At 59.8% G+C, this 14,273-nt stretch carries 17 protein-coding genes; 11 read left to right on the plus strand and 6 right to left on the minus strand.

The genetic code is table 11. From position 1 onward, the window contains the following. The first annotated feature begins 22 nt into the window (after positions 1 to 22). The 6 genes from JT51_RS12525 (at position 23) to JT51_RS12550 (ending at position 4,811) form a co-directional block, all read left to right on the plus strand. Complete coding sequence (locus tag JT51_RS12525; RefSeq protein WP_037313035.1) at positions 23 to 1,954, plus strand: AAA family ATPase; 1,932 nt, start codon at positions 23 to 25, stop codon at positions 1,952 to 1,954. Further along, positions 1,954 to 2,247 (plus strand): hypothetical protein, encoded by a 294-nt coding sequence (locus tag JT51_RS12530; protein ID WP_037313037.1) that lies wholly within the window; start codon positions 1,954 to 1,956, stop codon positions 2,245 to 2,247. Before JT51_RS12525 ends, JT51_RS12530 begins: the two co-directional genes overlap by 1 nt. Beyond that, complete coding sequence (locus JT51_RS12535) at positions 2,244 to 2,480, plus strand: hypothetical protein (RefSeq protein ID WP_037313041.1); 237 nt, start codon at positions 2,244 to 2,246, stop codon at positions 2,478 to 2,480. Before JT51_RS12530 ends, JT51_RS12535 begins: the two co-directional genes overlap by 4 nt. 67 nt (positions 2,481 to 2,547) lie before the next feature. After that, a complete protein-coding gene (locus JT51_RS12540) occupies positions 2,548 to 3,885 on the plus strand; it encodes a DUF6638 family protein (RefSeq protein WP_037313044.1) in 1,338 nt (445 codons plus the stop codon). Next, positions 3,886 to 4,152 (plus strand): hypothetical protein, encoded by a 267-nt coding sequence (locus JT51_RS12545; protein ID WP_037313047.1) that lies wholly within the window; start codon positions 3,886 to 3,888, stop codon positions 4,150 to 4,152. Between the two features lie 11 nt (positions 4,153 to 4,163). Then, entirely contained in the window at positions 4,164 to 4,811 is a 648-nt protein-coding gene (locus JT51_RS12550; protein WP_037313050.1) for a DUF1523 family protein, read from the plus strand. Between the two features lie 45 nt (positions 4,812 to 4,856). Here JT51_RS12550 and JT51_RS12555 read toward each other — a convergent pair whose 3' ends face one another. The 6 genes from JT51_RS12555 to JT51_RS12580 all read right to left on the minus strand — a co-directional run bounded on the left by JT51_RS12555 (position 4,857) and on the right by JT51_RS12580 (position 12,096). Beyond that, positions 4,857 to 5,951 (minus strand): flagellar basal body P-ring protein FlgI, encoded by a 1,095-nt coding sequence (locus tag JT51_RS12555; protein WP_037313054.1) that lies wholly within the window; start codon positions 5,949 to 5,951, stop codon positions 4,857 to 4,859. Beyond that, the gene (locus JT51_RS12560; RefSeq protein WP_037313057.1) at positions 5,948 to 6,955 is read right to left on the minus strand and encodes a flagellin; all 1,008 of its coding nucleotides are present in this window, start codon (positions 6,953 to 6,955) and stop codon (positions 5,948 to 5,950) included. The genes JT51_RS12555 and JT51_RS12560 overlap by 4 nt, the downstream gene beginning before the upstream one ends. Before the next feature lie 2 nt (positions 6,956 to 6,957). Beyond that, entirely contained in the window at positions 6,958 to 8,403 is a 1,446-nt protein-coding gene (gene flgK, locus JT51_RS12565) for a flagellar hook-associated protein FlgK (protein ID WP_235216175.1), read from the minus strand. A 39-nt stretch (positions 8,404 to 8,442) separates the two neighbouring features. After that, positions 8,443 to 9,738: a flagellar hook protein FlgE gene (locus JT51_RS12570; RefSeq protein WP_037313063.1), complete on the minus strand. Its 1,296-nt coding sequence runs from the start codon at positions 9,736 to 9,738 to the stop codon at positions 8,443 to 8,445. 97 nt (positions 9,739 to 9,835) lie between these two features. Continuing rightward, entirely contained in the window at positions 9,836 to 10,672 is an 837-nt protein-coding gene (locus tag JT51_RS12575; protein ID WP_037314206.1) for a flagellar motor protein MotB, read from the minus strand. A gap of 86 nt (positions 10,673 to 10,758) precedes the next feature. Continuing rightward, on the minus strand, positions 10,759 to 12,096 hold the full coding sequence (locus tag JT51_RS12580) for a FliI/YscN family ATPase (protein ID WP_081894684.1): 1,338 nt from the start codon (positions 12,094 to 12,096) through the stop codon (positions 10,759 to 10,761). Between the two features lie 87 nt (positions 12,097 to 12,183). On the opposite strand from JT51_RS12580, the gene JT51_RS12585 reads away from it, so the two are divergent. Genes JT51_RS12585 through JT51_RS12605 form a run of 5 tightly spaced genes read left to right on the plus strand, consistent with a single transcriptional unit; the run spans position 12,184 to position 14,258 of the window. Then, entirely contained in the window at positions 12,184 to 12,570 is a 387-nt protein-coding gene (locus tag JT51_RS12585; RefSeq protein WP_037313064.1) for a FlgB family protein, read from the plus strand. A gap of 12 nt (positions 12,571 to 12,582) precedes the next feature. After that, positions 12,583 to 12,969 (plus strand): flagellar basal body rod protein FlgC, encoded by a 387-nt coding sequence (gene flgC / locus JT51_RS12590; RefSeq protein WP_037313066.1) that lies wholly within the window; start codon positions 12,583 to 12,585, stop codon positions 12,967 to 12,969. A gap of 11 nt (positions 12,970 to 12,980) precedes the next feature. Further along, positions 12,981 to 13,271 carry a flagellar hook-basal body complex protein FliE gene (gene fliE, locus JT51_RS12595; protein WP_037313068.1) on the plus strand — a complete coding sequence of 97 codons (291 nt, stop codon included), beginning with the start codon at positions 12,981 to 12,983 and terminating at the stop codon, positions 13,269 to 13,271. A gap of 4 nt (positions 13,272 to 13,275) precedes the next feature. Continuing rightward, the gene (locus JT51_RS12600; RefSeq protein ID WP_037313069.1) at positions 13,276 to 13,548 is read left to right on the plus strand and encodes a flagellar biosynthetic protein FliQ; all 273 of its coding nucleotides are present in this window, start codon (positions 13,276 to 13,278) and stop codon (positions 13,546 to 13,548) included. Beyond that, positions 13,548 to 14,258, plus strand: a complete 711-nt coding sequence (locus JT51_RS12605; RefSeq protein WP_037313071.1) for a flagellar hook-basal body complex protein — start codon at positions 13,548 to 13,550, stop codon at positions 14,256 to 14,258. The genes JT51_RS12600 and JT51_RS12605 overlap by 1 nt, the downstream gene beginning before the upstream one ends. The last annotated feature ends 15 nt before the right edge of the window (positions 14,259 to 14,273 follow it).

Raw genomic sequence — 14,273 nt, forward strand, 5'->3', positions numbered from 1 at the left:
AGACAGCAAAGGCGATTTTTCGATGAGTTTGACGTCAGATCAGATGGAATTGCGCGAAGACGACATTCGCAAGCATTATTCGGCAGCGACCGCCTTGCTGAACGGGTTTGAACACGCGCCGCGGATAGCCAAAGCGGTTGAGGTGGCGGTCGAGCGGTCTCCGGGCGTTTCAACTGGACGGCGGTTCCGCTCCACGACGCCGGGGCTGGTGACACGCCGAACCGTGCGCGCAGATGGAGTGCATCTGGTCGAACGGATCGAGGCCTCGGATGATGGCGATGTGTTGGTCTCGCCGCCTCAGGCGACCACGCAACAGGCCATTCGTCGGGCGATTGCCATCGCGTTGGCTGTGGCAGAGGCCTATGCGGAACAGACCCCGCTGGCCGACTTGAAGCGGGCGAACCTTGCTGGCGACTTGTCTGCCGCCCGCAAGACAGAATTCTCCGAACTGCTGACGGCGGAGGCGTTGATTACGTCGCACACGTTTGGCAATGCGCTCGCTTACCTGATGTCTTCGCATCTGGGCGAAACCACGGTCGACATTGGCGAGATCGAAGAAGTTCTGACCGACAATGGCCAGCTTGCCCTGCACGGTGCGCTGTGGGAGCTGGATCAGACGCTGGCCAAACATGCGCCCGACGATGCCCACCTGATCGCCGCCACCAGTGCCTATTCTGAACAGCTGATGGAGAAATCCGCCCTACGTGCCCAGTCCGCAGGCCATCTGGCCCCGTTCCAGAACGCCGCTTGGCATATCGAAGCCGACGATCTGACCATTCGTGGCTTTGAACCCGCATCCAAGGCTAAATCCACCACCCTGACCATGACGTTCAAGAAACCCAACGAGGTGGTCGGCAACCACATTGCCAAGTATCAGGCGATGAAGCTGGCCAAGATGGTGATGGCCTATGATTTCGACCGCCGCCAGAACCCGTTCGCGGAACTCGGCGGGTTCATCTTTACCTTCATGGGCGACGGCAAGCCGGGCACCGGCAAGACGACCCTGATCCAGATGATGGCCGGGCTGATCAACGACTATTGCCAGAACGCGGGCTATCCGTTCCGCTATCAGAACCTGAGCACCGACAATATCGACAGCTATCAGGGCAAATCCGGCCAGAACGCCAAGGCCTTTATCAACACGATCATCGACCCCTCGGTCATCGGCTTCGGCACCATCGACGATATCGACCAGCTTGCAGGCAAGCGCGGCGACCGGCAGTCGTCAGCCGGTCAGCTTGAGATCACCGCCGTGCTGATGGAGAGCTTCGCGGGCGCCAATACCGTCGTGCGCGGCAACTGTACCTTTGGCATGTTCTCGAACTACCCCGAGAATGTGGACGACGCCCTGCGCCAGCGCGCGGGCGCGCGGTTCCTGGTGGACGGGCCGCAGACGCGTGAGGATTACATCGACATCCTTCACCTGCTGATGGGCCGCAACCACGACATCCCGCTGGGCGAGCACGAAGCCTATGCTGCGCAGGAGATCAAGAAGGCCGTTGCCGCCAGTTTCGAAAGCCACGCCCGCCCGCATGAGGACGCTTTGCTGCAGGTCTATGACCGGGTTCAGGGTCAGATCGGTCAGTTGGACACCATCGCCAAGATGGGCACCTACCTCAAGGCGATCCAAGCCGCGGATGAGCGGTTCACCGGTCGCGCCATCAAGAACATCACCGACGCGGTCAAGGTCCGCGCGATGGATTTCGAACTGCCCGACGAATGGATGGAAAACCCCGACCTGTTCCTGTTCCGCGACTACGACACCAAGAAGGCCATGATTGAGGACCTGCGTCAGCCGATCACGGTTGAGATGGTGATGCAAGAGATCAACCGCTACGCCGACAGCGAGTTCCGCTATGCCGACAAGAGCGACGAGGTCGCCATCGAAAACGCCGTCCGCGAGATGGGCCGGATGGAAGAGGCTAAGCGGCGGTATCTGGAGGGGAAGGGGTGATGCTCGTTTACGCCATTTCCGTTCTGGCATTTGTGCTAGGCCTGATCTTGCCTCTTCGCTGGGGTGTGTTCGGATTTATTGGCGCCGTGGCGGTTCTGTTTCTGACCCAGTTCGGCGTGAACACAGGCAACGGGTTTGAGGGCACCACTTGGGAGGAATCCTTGATCCTGTTCGAAGGCAGCGTGGTGTCTTACATCGGGTTCAACCTGCAGATTTCAGCGCGCGCGTTTGCATTGCCGCTGTTGGTTTTGGCGGTTGTGGTCGTTGGGCGGTTCAATAGAGCAGTGTTATGAGTAAATTGATTTTTCTCACTCCCATTGTTATTTTTGCAGTCGTTTTGGCTGTATTCATGACAGTCACCATGTGCGGTTGGGAGGGATTGCTGCCCAAGAACTTTAGTATCATTGGCACATGTGCTGCGACGGACTCACCAAGCGAAGTATTTTTCAGCTTCCTGATGCTTGGAGGTATTCTCGGTGCCACCGGAATGTCGCTGGTTCTTTTTTGGCGGCGGGTGTCGAGATGATGCACGTCGCATTGATGCAAACACTGTGCGCTGACCATCACAACCGTTGTGCGCAAAGGCAAATGTCATGATCCGCCTCATCGAAAAAGGCCTGATGTTCGGCAATCTCGTCCACATCTCCAGCCCGGCTCTGGTCGAGCGGTATAACCGCGCGCTGCAGCATCTGGCGGGCAAGACCACGGCGCTGACGGATTTTCATGTCGATATCTCGGGCTATTCGCCCGAGGTGGGGATTGAGCTGGAGGACGAGCTCTACCTCAACCCCAACGGGGTCAACCGACAGTTCATCCTGCTGACGACCGAACAGAAACGCGCGCCTTTGCTGAACGTCAAATTCTCGACCTCGCGCGATATCCTGCGCGAATTCATCGAGATGAACGAGGCGCAGCTGTTTGCCCTGACCGCCACCGATGCCGTGGCCGGAGAGCTGGTGAACTCGGTCATCAAACTCTCCACGCCACGCGATCTGCTGAACCTGCGCAAGATCGAGATCGAGGCCGACACCGCAGGCGGCACCCTGCGCAAGGCGCAGCAACTGGCGGGCATGGTCGAGCGGTTCAAGACCGAAGAGGACGCCTGGTTCGACGATGTGCTGATTGCGAAGATGATCGAAACGGCCAAAGAAACCGGCGACGTCACACGCAACCCCGTCCGCCTGCGCCATACCGCGTTTGAGCAACGCAATTTCTGGACGGCGCATTTCGGCGGGCTCTATCTGTTCCCCGATCTCGATCACCCGGCAGCGATCTGCATGGGTGAAAAGCCTGACGAAATGCCGATCAAATACGTCTTCGACCCGTCGCAACGGAACAAGATCGCCAAGTTTCTTGGGCTGAACGATCTGGTCGAAACGATTATCGAAGCGCGCGGCGTGAATTCCGCCGCGATCCTGCAACAAAAGATGGATTTTCTGACCGTCGACGCTGCCGCTGGCGCGGGCGTTGACCTGACGGGGCTGGATCGCAACGACATGCGGCGTCTGGCGCGCAATCATGCGGATCGCCTGCCCAAGGCGTATCACGGCCTTGCCCAATTGCTGCGCTGGGCGAAAGATGGCGGTCCGTGGCCGCGCATCACGTCGGATCACCCGGCCTATTTCTATACGTTGCGCGCGACCGATACGCCCAATCGTGATCTGGTGAACATGCTACTGGCCGAGCTTGCACCCCTGGACCCGCGCCAGATGTTCATCTGCCACAAAGAACTGTTCTACAGCACCTATTCCACATGGCCCGAGGCCAAGAAAGCCTATGTTGCCGATTTCCTCGTGCGCGAGTATCAGGTGGACAAGGCGGGCGCCCGCACCGCTTTGTTCGGACACGAACCGGACATGAGCGGAACCGACAGGGTCAGCGATGACATCATCGCCCGCGTCGGCCCCTGGGGCGCGGTAGGGAGAAGTTGAATGTTCGTCGCACTGCGTTTTCTGATCCCGCTGCTGATTTTTCTGACGATCCTCTATGTCGGAGTGTCGATCTATTCCCGCTGGGTGCGGCGCGGTAAACTGATCGCGCATTGGGAAAAGAAGGGGCTGACCGGCGACCGCGATGCTTTTGTCCGGCGCGGGCTGGAAAAATATGACGGATCGTTTCGCCGTAAACTGATCCTGGGGATTTACGTGGTGCCGCTGGGCCTGATCGCAATCCTGATTTATGTTACGAATTTCATGTGAGGGTTTCGCGGATGCGTTACATCAAATGGGCCATCATCTTTCTGTTCTGGGGCACGATTGCTGCGGTACTTAATTACACCCTGCCGCAGCAGGACGTGGTACGGGTTGTCAAAACCGAGGTGCGCCGGGTCGACTTCGGCGAGAACTCGATTTTTTGGGCGCAGCAGGACACAGGTCAGGAGACCGCGCAGGCAGTCAACCGCGATGTGCGTTTCGTCGAAACGTTCCGCCCCAATGGAAAGCCGCGGGTCTATCGCAACGAGGATACTGGCTGGGGCTGGCCACCCTATTTCAAGCTCGACAGTTCGAACCTACAGGCCGAACTGACCAATCTTGTGTCCACTGCGGATAACCCGAAATGGGTAGTGTTGCGCCATTATGGCTGGCGTAATCAGCTTATGTCGATCTTCCCCAACGTAGTCTCGGTGCGCCCGGTGGACAGCCCAGATGTGCGGTTGATCCCGTGGTTCAACATTATCTTCCTGACCATGTTCTTTGCGATCATCTGGGCCATCTGGGTGCGCTGGCGCCGGTTCCGCGAGGCCCGCGTCGATCCGGTGCTCGAGAACATGGAAGACGGGCTCTACGCCGCAGGTGACGCAATCGAAGAAAAAAGCAGCCGGTTCAAGAAATGGTTGGACAGCTGGAAATCCAAGTGATCGCGCGAAGCGTCTGTTCCTGCCAGCGCGCCTGCGACTGCCTGGTTATCGGACCACAAACTCGGCATGTAACGCCCCGGCGGCTTTGATCGTTTTCAGAATGTCGATCATGTCGCGCGGTGATACGCCCAGGGCGTTCAATCCGGCCACGACCTCGGACAATGTGGTGGCTTCGGGTATCTCGGCCAGCCCGGTACCTTCCTCTTCTTCGATGCCTGCGATTGTGCGGGGCACAACAACCGTTTCACCACGCGCGAACGGGTTGGGTTGCACTGCAATCGGGGCCTCTTCAACCGTCAGGGTCAGATTACCCTGCGAGACTGCCACCCGTGAAATGCGCACCTCTTGCCCCATGACGATCGTGCCCGAGCGTTGGTCGACAACGACACGCGCTTTGGCTTCTGGTTCAACCAGGATGTTTTCGATCCGGCCCAGCGCATGTGCGGTCGAGACTGCCTGAGTAGCTGCAATGTTCAGCTCGACTGTTCCGGAATCGCGCATGATGGCCACGGCGCGATTGAATTCGGCGTTGATGGCGGCCTCAATCCGGCCTGCGGTGGTGAAATCAGGCTCTCGCAAGGCCAGACGCATTTGCGTCAGCGTGGCTAGTTCAAAATCAATCTCGCGCTCGACCCGGGCACCAGACGGGATCACACCGGATGTCGGAACCCCCCGGACGACCGAGGCCGCCTGACCTTCGGCAACGGCACCGCCTGCCAGAACAGTGCCCTGAGATACCGCATAAATCTGACCATCGGCCGCATTGAGCGGCGTCATGATCAAGGTCCCACCCAGCAAGCTTTTGGAATCCCCGATGGCCGACACCGTCACGTCGATTTGGCCGCCGACGCGCGCAAAGGGCGGCAGGCTGGCCGTGACCAACACTGCGGCCACGTTTTTGGGGCGGAAATCCTCGCCCGTGACGTTCACGCCAAGCCGTTCAAGGATGTTGGACATGATCTCGGCCGTGAAGGGTGAATTTCGCAGGCCATCACCTGTTCCGTTCAAGCCCACAACCAAGCCATAGCCCACCAGATCGTTGCCCCGCACCCCGTCGAAATCCACAAGGTCCTTCAGCCGGATTGCACCTGCAAAAGCCACGCTTGGAAAAAATGCGAGCAAGAAGACAAAAAGTTTCATCTCAGAAAATTCACCAGTGATAGGTTCGCGTTGCGAACGGTGACGGAATAAAGGCTTTCCAGCTGGAACTGGATGGTTTGCAGTTGCGCCGCAGTTTCATAAGGGTCTGCGGCAATCAGCTGGTTGCGGCTGTGTTCCAGACTGGTTCGCGCCGCACTGTTCCGCGTTGCCGCCTGTTCAATTCTGGCTTCTGCCGTCCCCACCTGAGCCCGAAGGTTCACCGTGTCGTTTTGTGTATTCGCCAGGTCGACGCCCAACTGCTTGAACAATACCGTGCGTTGATTTGACGGCAGCGCCAGACGGTCGTCGGAAACCAATGCGGCAACGGCAATATCCCGTATCGCGGTCTTGATCGCCGGGTCCGTCGCCCGGAGTGAAAGCGTGACGTTCTCATTCTCGGATACCTGCATCGGCGCAAGGCTGGAGGCCGAACCCTGATAAATCACCGCGTCAAACCCGGCAGGATCGTTGAACCAGTCTTCGGCCGCCTGCCGGATATCCGTGGCAGTGGTCAACCCGGTCAATTGCGCCTCTAACGCGGATAGCACCGTGTCCGTCGATGGCAGCGGCGAGACATCGGTGGCAGTCCCCGAGAACAGGCTGCGCCCACCTGCGCGCGTATTCAGTGCTGATATGATCGTATCCAGCTTATTTTCAGCCTGATCCGATGCGTTCTCGTGTGTCACAGCCTGATTTGACGTTCCAAAGGACAGCAGGGACGCGGTGATTTCACCAACTGACTCGCTGATTGTGGCCAGGCTCAGTTGCATGGCGTCCATGAACAGGCCTGCCTCGGCGGTCGAGACCTTAAACGCGTCCAGCCGCGACAAGCTGCGATCCAAATCCAGAAGATGGGAATAATCGCCATCCAGATGGCCGGAAATGTCCTGAACCTTACCCGTGGACAGTTCGTACGAAAGGGTTTCGATCTGGCTTTTGATTTCCGTGGAACGAGTTCGCAATGTCAAACCCCGCGCCAGGTCACCGATAGAAGTCAACGTCATGATTACAACCTCAGCAAAGTGTCCATCAGCTCATCAACCACCGAGATGAGCCTTGCATTGGCGGCATAGATTTTTTCGATCTGCATCAGGCGCTGCAGTTCCTGATCCGTGTCCACACCTTGTTCGGCCTCGATTTTTGTCATCTCGATCTGCGCACCGCTGGCAAACACCTTGCGCGCGTCGGCTGTGTGGGCGTCCGCGCCGGCCCGCGACAGAAGGGCTTCGGTGATCTCGGCTGCGCGCATGTTGCCGGTGCCAAAGATTGCTCCGGCGACTGGCCGCGCGTCGTTCAGGACAGCACCGAAAGCCCGCAACTGCGTTGCATCTCCAGGGTCGCCGGGGGTTGCCGCACCCAAACCGGCACGCAGCCTCCAGCTGTCGCCGCCTGTGTCTGGATCAACGATGTCGTTCAAGCTGACACGCGACGCCAGCCCAGTGACGGCGGTGGTGTCGAACCGGCCCCCGCCATCAGTGAACAGCCCCGGATCGGTTGCACTGGCGGTTGGATCAACTCCTGGCGTTTCAAAACGCTCAATCAGATCGCGGGCGAGGGTGTCCAGGTTGACCTGAGCATCCAGCGTAAGCGCATCGCGAATTTCGAATTGCGCCATCAACGCGCCGCCGCGGATCTGAGCGTTGTCGCCGCTGGTTCGCACAGGATTCCCGTTCATTTCCAGCCCCGACAACAGGCCGTTGGCAACCGTCATATGAGGTTTCGTATCGCCGGTTACGGAAAACGAAAATTCTGCGGCTTTGCCCTCAAGCAGGATCAAACCGCCATCCGAGTATATTGAAACCTGATCGTTGCTCCGGGGGACAACATTCACCGGAACCAGCGTATTGAGCTGATCAATAAGCACCTGCCGTTGATCCAGCAAGGCACCGATGTCGCTGCCTGCGTTTTTGATCGCCGGTATCTTGGCGTTCAACTTTTCGATGTCGTGGAGGGTCTGGTTCAGAGTCTGGACCTGTTTGCCGATCGTCCGATCCGAGTCTGATCTTAGCTGACGAAGCCCCTCGGATGCCACGTTCAGGCTTGTGGACAAGCCGCGCCCGGCCCGCGCCACCTGATCCAGCCGCTGAGTCGAATCCGGCAGGCTGGCTGCGGTAATCAGGCTGTTGTCGAAATCTGCAAGCCGCGTGGCCAGCGATGTCGACTGATCGGCCGATCCCACAAGCCCTTCAAGCCGAGTGTGAAAATCGGAAATAGCGGATTGGCGGGCCAGGTCTGCGTCGGTTTCGCGGCGATTGGCGGTCAGAACCGGATCGTGATGCCGGACCACTCCGACCGTGCGGACCCCGTGGCCCGCGATCGTGTTCGTTGCCAGTTCAAGAGACCTGCGCGCGTAACCCGGCGTCAACGCGTTGGCGACATTGCCCGAGACCACAGCAGCGCCGCGGCTGGCGGCGGTCAACCCGCCCAATGCGTTGTTTAAAGCTGTCGACATATTCATGAGACAGATCCCCTTTTGCGATCAGTTCCCGGATCAGCGTTTGATATTGGTGGTTTCCTGAAGCATTTCGTCCACGGTCTGAATCACCTTGGCGCTGGATGAATAGGCGCGCTGCGTCTGAATCATCGACGTCAGCTCGGTGGCCACGTCCGTGGTTGATTCCTCTCGCGCGAAGGACACCAGATCGCCGGTTGGGCCATCGCCCGCATTCCACAAAAAGAAGGTGCCGCTTTCCCGCGATGGCGCATATGTCTGACTGTCGAGCGCGCTTAAGCCGTTGGGGTTCGGCACATCGGCCAGCGGGATCTGGAACATGCGGCGGCTGACACCCGTATCGTAAAACGCATAGACGTATCCGTTTTCATCCACCTGAACGCTGGTCATCGTACCCACGGCGGACCCGTCACGCGTGATCGACACCGGCGCGAAGGTATCGGACAGCTGGGTGATACCGTCCGCGTCGCCGATCTGACCGATGTTGATCTCCATCGGGCCGCCCGCAACGTTGACCACAAGGCTGCCGGTGGCCGGATCATAGGCCCCGCCCGAAACCGTGGTGACACTGGCCAGCGTGCCGCCTGCCGTCCGACTGTCGGTAAAGGTCAGCGTATACTCTCCGATAACAGCCCCGCCCGACGCGGAATCGCGCAGGGTCATTGTCCATTCATTGCTGGATCCGGTGGCCGGAACGGTCGGGGCAAGCTGAATGTCGACGCTTTCGGATTTTCCCAGGTTGTCGAAGTATTCAACAGACAAGGGTTGCGTGTCCCCCGAAGCCCCGGCATCGGTTGCCGTCGCCGGAAGGTTCATGCGCAGGTTCATCTGGGTCGTGGGGGCGCCCGACAATTGGTTGACGCTCAGCTGAATGGGTTCCAACGCCGCAGGCGTGTCGCGTGGGACTGGCGGAATTGAACCATCGGCTGCCGCGCGCCATCCCAACAGGACCAGACCGGATTCGGTGACCAGATAGCCTTCTTCATTCGTGCGGAATGACCCTGTGGTGGTCAGCAGCATTTCGTTCGACCCCCCCGCGATTTGCGAACTTGGGCGGACGGGCAGCATGCCCCGGCCACGTACGGCCAGATCGGTCGAATTGTTGGTTGTGACCAACGATCCGCGCTGGTCGATCAAACGCTGGCTGGTGGTTCTGACGCCGCCTGCCGAATAGCTGCCGCCCTGGCCGGACGTGACCATCGAGTGGAAATCCGTTTCAACCCGCTTGTACCCAAAGGTCGAGGAATTGGCGATGTTATCCGAAATCGTGGCCAACCGGTTGGCGTTGGCCTTCAATGCGGCCACACCGGCATTCAGCGAAGAGGAAATTGTCATTGGCACGCCCTTCTGTTGCGTCAATCCTTGTGCAACAGGTAACGCGCCGGGCCTTAACAGCGCGCTAACAGGTAAAATGCGTCCTATCCTTTTGCCGTCAGGACGCGCGCAGGAATATGATCTCGATCCTGTTGTTGCGGGGCGCCATCGGATTTTCGTCGGACAGTTTCCGGTCAGCATGGCCCGTTACGCGGTGCAGGCGCGGTTCCGCCACGCCCTTGTCCTCAAGCAGTTGGCGCACCACCTGCGCCCGCGAGGTCGATAAATCCCAGGCCGGATTCTGTGCCAATACCACCGGCGACGCACCGACATGCCCTTCGACGGCCATGGCATTCGTCACCAGATCAGAGGATCGCGCAACCAACAAAGACAAGGCGCGCAACATTGGCGTCGGCTGGTTTGTGCCCGATTCGAACAGTGGCTGATCCTTGGTCGCGAACAGTTCCACCACCAATCCCTGGTCCGTGACGCGGGTTACGATGTGCTTGAGAACTTTGTCGGACACCATGCTTTCGCCCGTGCGCCCCAGCAACTGGGCCTCGAGCGAGGAAAAATCCTCGTGGCTGTCTCTGCCGCCATCCATGTTCACCCCGACCGACCCGCGCGCCTTGCGGGCAACTGTCGGTGTCCGTTTGCTGGCGCCCGAGCCATCCATGACCATGGTTTTCTCGGAAAACATGTTGTTGCCGCCAAATGCTCCATCACCGCCGCCCGACACCGGGTTGACCGGAATCGTCGGCGAAAAGTAATCCGCCAGCCCCTTGCGTTGCTTTTCCGTCGTTGCATTCAGCAGCCACATCAACATGAAGAACGCCATCATGGCCGTGACAAAGTCGGCATATGCGACCTTCCACGCGCCACCGTGATGGCCATCGCCACCTGACACACGTTTCTTCTTGATGATGATTGGCGCCGCATTGGTTTGCGCACCCATCTCCACCACCTTTTCTATCACCCAGTTACAGGCGTAGCGGGATAGGTCTTAAGGGGCGCTTAACACTTAAAACTGTCTTGATTTCCCTAGCGCGGCAGGGTGGCTCCGGCGCGCCGCAGGATCAGTTGCAGGTGGTTGAAACTGTTCTGGATACCCTCGGCCTCGGGCTTGCCAAAGAACGCGTCCAAATCGTCATGCACCCGCACCGCCTGATCCAGCAGCGGGTCGGCACCTTCGGCGTAAAGCCCGGCCTTGATCATAACTTCGGATTGCTCATAACTGCCGACCAGCTTGCGCGCCTCAGAGATCATCCGGTTCTCTTCCTCTGACGCCGCCGCAGGCAGGCTGCGTGAGACAGAGCGGCTGAGGTCGATGGCCGGGAAACGCCCGCGCTCGGCAATCCCGCGGTTCAGTACAATGTGCCCGTCCAGCACGCCGCGCAGAATATCTGCGACCGGTTCATCCATGTCCGATCCGGCGACCAGAACGCTGAACACAGCAGTGATGTCGCCCTGATCCGCGGTGCCGGGACCAGCCCGTTCACACAGCCCGGCAATCAGCGGCGTGACCGAGGGGGGGAAGCCGCGCAGCGAGGGTGCTTCACCCATTGCGACGGCGATTTCCCGGTGCGCTTCGGCAAAGCGGGTCACCGAATCGGCCAGAAACAGCACGTTCAGCCCCTGATCGCGCAAGAATTCCGCCACCGCCATCGCAGACCAGGCACAGCGGCGGCGTGCCAGGGCGGATTGATCCGAGGTGGCCGCGACAACGACCGCTCGTTTCATCCCCTCGGCCCCCAGCGCATGTTCGACAAACTCGTTCACTTCGCGCCCGCGTTCGCCGACCAGCGCCACGACGACCGCGTCCACCTGCATTGATTTGGCCAGCGTCGCCAGCAGGGTGGATTTGCCCACGCCCGATCCGGCGAACAACCCGATGCGCTGCCCCTGAACCACCGGCAGCATGGTATTGAGCATGGCCAGCCCGGTTTCCATCCGCGCGCCCAGCGGTTTGCGCGCCACCGCCGGGGGCGGCGCGCGCATGATGTCCTGTTCCCGTGCGCCCGACAGCAGGGGTTTGCCGTCCAGCGGTTTGCCAAAGGGATCGACCACCCGCCCCAGCCAGTGCATTCCCGGGGCAAAGGCAGGCGTCTGGTCCAGAATTACCTGATCGCCCAGGCAAACCCCATCGGGCGCGGCGGTCGGCATCATGTGAATCATCTCAGCTTCGACATGCAGCACCTCGCCCGGTAATTCCGGCCCGCTGCGCCGCCGCAGGGTCAGGTGATCGCCGATGCGGGCCTGCCCCTCAAGCCCTTGTATTTCAATGACACCTCGTGCCACGCCGCAGACGCGACCCATGTGGCGCGTGGCGGACAGCCGGTCGAATTCGCATTTCAGAAGCATCGGGTCGAGATCGGACATCGTGGGTTCTCCAACGGGTTTCTGAAAACTCTTTCTAAAGGAATCGGGGTTAAGCCTTGATTGAAATTGATCGAGGGAGAAGCCCCGATGTTCTATGACCTGAACGTCTTTAAGACAGCGTACGCAATGGCAACCCATGCCGGGCAACGGCAGGCCGTCATCGCGCGCAACATGGCCAATGCAGATACGCCGGGCTATCAGCCCCGCGATATCGAGGCCTTTCAGAAAGCCTTTGAAAACACCGGCCGTGAGGTTGCCATGACCGTCACGCGGCCGGGCCATCTGCACGGTGCCACTGTCCAACAGCCCTGGGCCGAGTTTGAGGCCGCGCCCTCGGGCGACCCCAATGGCAACGGCGTATCCGTTGAAGAAGAGATGTTCAAAGCGGTTGAGGTCAAGCGTCAGCATGATCGCGCGCTGACCATCTATAAATCCTCGATGAACATACTGCGCAGCAGCCTGGGCCGGGCATAAAGGGGTTGAAGGATGAGCGATTTTTCACATTCACTTGCCGCCTCGACCAACGCCCTGCGCGCGCAATCGACCCGGTTGCGCCATGTGTCCGAAAACATCTCGAACGCGGATACGCCGGGCTATCGCCGCAAGTCGGTGCCCTTTGAGACCGTGCAGAAAAACGGGCAAGAGGTGGTGCAGGCCGGGCGCGTCAAGCTGGATCGCCGCGACGGGTCGCGCATCTATGACCCCAGCCACCCGATGGCTGATGAAAGCGGTCATTTCCGGGGCTCGAACGTCGACCTGATGATCGAGATCGCCGACGCTCGCGAGGCGCAGCGCAGTTACGAAGCCAATCTCAAGATGTTCGACCAGACACGCCAAATGTCGTCGAGCCTGATGGAACTCCTCAGAAAATAAAGGACACCAGAATGGATATCCGATCCCTGACCGCCGCGCAGAACTATGCCGTTGCGCGCCCTGCCACCCAGGCCGACCCCGACCACGCCGGAATGGCGCAGGGGCTGCGATCGACCTTTCAGGATTTTGCGTCGACGCTGAAACAGTCCGAGCAGATGTCGCAGGCCGCCATGACCGGGCAGGCCGATCCACACGCGCTGGTGCAGGCGCTGGCGCAGACCGAGCTGGCCGTGGAAACGGCGGTGATCGTGCGCAACAAAGTGGTCGAGGCGTATCAGGAAATCCTGCGGATGCCGGTCTGACCCGATGCTAAGCGAGGGTCTTTTCTATGACATCGTGCGTCAGGCGCTGTGGGTCGCGGTGATCACCTCGGTCCCGATCCTGGCGGTGGCGCTGATCTCGGGCCTGGTCGTCGGTCTGTTTCAGGCGCTGACCTCGGTGCAAGAGATGACGCTGACCTTCGTGCCCAAGCTGATTGCCATCGTCATCGTGTTCTGGATTTCGATGGGTTTCATGACCCAGACTTTGGTGACGTTTTTCACCACAACCCTGATCCCACTGATCGCAGGAGGTCGTTGATGGATACCGCCTATGTCACCCTGTCCCGCCAATCCGGGCTGATGAATGAAATGCGGCTGGTGGCGAATAATATCGCCAATGCCAATACCACCGGATACCGGGCGCAGGGTCTGGTGTTTTCCGAGTTCGTCCGCGACATGCCGGGCAACCCGTCCCTGTCCATGAGCCGGGCAGAGGTGCGCAACACCTCGTTGCAGCAGGGTCTGCTGACCGAGACCGGAGGCCAGTTCGATTTCGCCATCGAAGGCGACGGGTTTTTCATGGTCGAAACCCCGTCGGGCAACCGGCTGACGCGGGCGGGGGCGTTTTCCCCCAGCGCCGAGGGCGATCTGGTCACCATGGATGGACATCGGGTTCTGGACAGCAATGGGGCACCGGTCTTCATCCCGCCTGATGCCGCCTCGATTGATGTGGGCGGTGACGGCACGCTCAGTATCGAAGGGCAACTTCTGGGGCAGATCGGGGTCTACCGTGTGGCCGATCCCAAGACACTGGTGCGCGAGGGCAGCACCCAGTTCCGGGCCGAGGGCGAGATTGATCCGGTGGAAGCCCCCGTGGTCCTGCACCGTTTCCTCGAAGGGTCCAACGTCAACGCGGTTCAGCAGGTGACCCGACTGGTCGAAATCCAGCGCGCGTACGAGTTGGGGCAAAGCTTTCTGGAAACCGAAGACGAACGCGTTCGCGGGGCGCTCAAGGCGCTGATGCGCTGATTTGTGAAAAGGAGA

The organism is Ruegeria halocynthiae (assembly GCF_000743705.1).
In the GTDB taxonomy this organism is placed as follows: Bacteria; Pseudomonadota; Alphaproteobacteria; order Rhodobacterales; family Rhodobacteraceae; genus Ruegeria; species Ruegeria halocynthiae_B.

Bases quoted from the DNA above. Each gene is read 5' to 3' on its own strand.
- JT51_RS12525 (WP_037313035.1), top strand. From the start codon at position 23: ATGAGTTTGACGTCAGATCAGATGGAATTGCGCGAAGACGACATTCGC.
- JT51_RS12530 (WP_037313037.1), top strand. From the start codon at position 1,954: ATGCTCGTTTACGCCATTTCCGTTCTGGCATTTGTGCTAGGCCTGATC.
- JT51_RS12535 (WP_037313041.1), top strand. From the start codon at position 2,244: ATGAGTAAATTGATTTTTCTCACTCCCATTGTTATTTTTGCAGTCGTT.
- JT51_RS12540 (WP_037313044.1), top strand. From the start codon at position 2,548: ATGATCCGCCTCATCGAAAAAGGCCTGATGTTCGGCAATCTCGTCCAC.
- JT51_RS12545 (WP_037313047.1), top strand. From the start codon at position 3,886: ATGTTCGTCGCACTGCGTTTTCTGATCCCGCTGCTGATTTTTCTGACG.
- JT51_RS12550 (WP_037313050.1), top strand. From the start codon at position 4,164: ATGCGTTACATCAAATGGGCCATCATCTTTCTGTTCTGGGGCACGATT.
- JT51_RS12555 (WP_037313054.1), bottom strand. From the start codon at position 5,951: ATGAAACTTTTTGTCTTCTTGCTCGCATTTTTTCCAAGCGTGGCTTTT.
- JT51_RS12560 (WP_037313057.1), bottom strand. From the start codon at position 6,955: ATGACGTTGACTTCTATCGGTGACCTGGCGCGGGGTTTGACATTGCGA.
- flgK (WP_235216175.1), bottom strand. From the start codon at position 8,403: ATGTCGACAGCTTTAAACAACGCATTGGGCGGGTTGACCGCCGCCAGC.
- JT51_RS12570 (WP_037313063.1), bottom strand. From the start codon at position 9,738: ATGACAATTTCCTCTTCGCTGAATGCCGGTGTGGCCGCATTGAAGGCC.
- JT51_RS12575 (WP_037314206.1), bottom strand. From the start codon at position 10,672: ATGGGTGCGCAAACCAATGCGGCGCCAATCATCATCAAGAAGAAACGT.
- JT51_RS12580 (WP_081894684.1), bottom strand. From the start codon at position 12,096: ATGTCCGATCTCGACCCGATGCTTCTGAAATGCGAATTCGACCGGCTG.
- JT51_RS12585 (WP_037313064.1), top strand. From the start codon at position 12,184: ATGTTCTATGACCTGAACGTCTTTAAGACAGCGTACGCAATGGCAACC.
- flgC (WP_037313066.1), top strand. From the start codon at position 12,583: ATGAGCGATTTTTCACATTCACTTGCCGCCTCGACCAACGCCCTGCGC.
- fliE (WP_037313068.1), top strand. From the start codon at position 12,981: ATGGATATCCGATCCCTGACCGCCGCGCAGAACTATGCCGTTGCGCGC.
- JT51_RS12600 (WP_037313069.1), top strand. From the start codon at position 13,276: ATGCTAAGCGAGGGTCTTTTCTATGACATCGTGCGTCAGGCGCTGTGG.
- JT51_RS12605 (WP_037313071.1), top strand. From the start codon at position 13,548: ATGGATACCGCCTATGTCACCCTGTCCCGCCAATCCGGGCTGATGAAT.